Source organism: Thiohalocapsa sp., assembly GCF_019695415.1.
GTDB lineage: Bacteria > Pseudomonadota > Gammaproteobacteria > Chromatiales > Chromatiaceae > Thiohalocapsa.
On sequence record NZ_JAIFKJ010000090.1, the window covers coordinates 1 to 1,924 of the forward strand.

At 64.3% G+C, this 1,924-nt stretch carries 2 protein-coding genes; one reads left to right on the plus strand and one right to left on the minus strand.

What is annotated here, in order from left to right; translation table 11 throughout:
- The first annotated feature begins 216 nt into the window (after positions 1-216).
- The gene (locus I6U14_RS01665) at positions 217-477 is read left to right on the plus strand and encodes a hypothetical protein (protein WP_296896348.1); all 261 of its coding nucleotides are present in this window, start codon (positions 217-219) and stop codon (positions 475-477) included.
- 26 nt (positions 478-503) lie between these two features.
- Here I6U14_RS01665 and I6U14_RS01670 read toward each other — a convergent pair whose 3' ends face one another.
- Positions 504-1,115, minus strand: coding sequence for a TraR/DksA family transcriptional regulator (locus I6U14_RS01670; protein ID WP_367115609.1), 612 nt, complete (start codon positions 1,113-1,115; stop codon positions 504-506).
- Between the last annotated feature and the right edge of the window lie 809 nt (positions 1,116-1,924).

The following is a 1,924-nucleotide window of genomic DNA, read 5'->3' on the forward strand; positions in this document are numbered from 1 at the left end:
AAGGGAAGAGCGGCGCCCCCAAGGAAAGGTGGGAACTGGGCGCCGGCAGGGTCAGGCCAGCACCCGCCGTGAAGATCGGCGCGATGGACGCTGGAGCGTCTCTCTGGCGACCGTTCGACCAGAGGCGGTTTGCTTCGACGCCGTTCGTGGTCCCAGTAGTCGCTCCGGCAGCGTAGATCCGCAACCAACCGAAGCCAGAGAGCTATTCATCGCGCCATGTCCCCAGAAGAAACAGCACCGCTTGAAGCCGTCGAACGGCTGTATCAGGAACTGGTCGCCGAGTATCGTGCGCGGTACGAGCAGCCCGAGCTGCGAGCTGCCAAAGACCTGCTACTCGTGGCCTTGGCGCGGATGCACGCCCACGGCGGCGCGCAGTGGCAGGTACTGTTGGACGAGTACCGCGATGCGGCTGCGCAAGATTCTGACCGCCTCGAGCGCATCATCGAGAGCAATCGAGGCCGTTCCTCCGGGCGATAGGCGCGATCGGAGCCGGTCAAACGGCATCAGCGCTGAGCAAACGCCGCCGCCTGACGCTCGTGACGGTCCTGGCATCGCGTGCAGCGCGACGCGTGGGGCACCTGGGTCAAGCGTTCCAAAGGAATGGTATCGCCACAGTCCAGACAGTCCGTGCGACCGGTACTTACCTCGGTGCGGTGGCGGAGCGCGGCAATCGCCAGTTCGGTCCATCGCTCAGCGTGGTACTGCGCAAGGTCCAGCTCGTCAGCAAAGCGTGCCGAAGCCGGCACTCCCTGCGGGTGGTGGACGACAAAAAGGATGGACCGGTTGCAGAGGCAGCGACTTGCCGCGAGCCCAAGACCGTTGCCACCCGCGCGCGGCTCAGGGCCAGGCTGTGCGCTGCGGTCAGTCCGCAAGCCGCCAGATGGGTCGCGGCCCGGCCCCGAGCGGCCGATAACGGCGGTGCCCTTTGGGAATGTAGGCGCGCCGCACCGGCTGTGGCCGATAACCCAGACGGCGTACCCGCGCCGATAAGTCCCGCAAGCGCGTGTCCAGTCCTTCTCCATAGTCGTCTTTTCTGAACCGTGAACCGCCCCGGGCGCCTTGCTTCCGTCGTGGCGCTCGAAGCTTCCGCGCAGGGCTTCAGGGTCAGATACCATTCCGATCAGGACGGTGAACCGCTCCTGCAGTCCATGGCGCGCTCGCTACGGACACTGTTGATCCAAGGTGCACGGTCGATGACCCGACAGGCCCAACACAAGCACGACCGCTTGAGTCGGTGGGCCAGCTCTGGCAGGGCGGAGCCAGGCGAACATCGCCGCGGCAGCGCTGGCCGACAAGACCGCGCGCATTGCCGGGGCCATGCTGAGAAACGGCACCGACCACCAAGCGGATCGGGTGCCCTGATGAGGCGCCGCCCCGAAAACGACAGACGATTAACCAAGTTATCGAGAGGACCCCATCACTGACGATTGCCAAGCAAGCCGAACGATGGTGATCAGGTCTAACCGGCGCCGGCAGAACCCGCGACTCTGCAGGTGCGAGAAGCACGAAACAAGCGATTGGGAGCTGGCTCGCGGTTAGATAGCCCATCATGGCCCGTGTGTCGCAAGTCGATCCGCTACTCAGAGGCAGGATGTACCTGCGCAGTCGAACCTACCCGCCAAAAAACGGTGCGCTTGCAACCGAGGGGGAGTCCCTGTAGGCACGTTGGCGGCTTGCCCCTGAAACGTACCGCGGCTGTTCCGACCTCGGACCTGGGCCGTTGCGGTGGCGCGGTCGCCAGGCTAACCATCGTAGGTTGCAACGCTTCTGTGGCGCCAGTGCGAGGAGATCCGTAGACTCCATCTGTCACAGAATCGTCATGCCGCAGTCATGGATCTCGCCGAGGCGATCAAGCAGCTGGTTCCGCTTCAAGTCCTCATTCCGAATCCTCGCAAGCCCCTTGAGCTCAATGCGCACTGCGTTG

Excerpts from the sequence above, each read along its gene's own strand:
- I6U14_RS01670 (WP_367115609.1), bottom strand. The coding sequence starts at position 1,115 with ATGGTATCTGACCCTGAAGCCCTGCGCGGAAGCTTCGAGCGCCACGAC.
- I6U14_RS01665 (WP_296896348.1), top strand. The coding sequence starts at position 217 with ATGTCCCCAGAAGAAACAGCACCGCTTGAAGCCGTCGAACGGCTGTAT.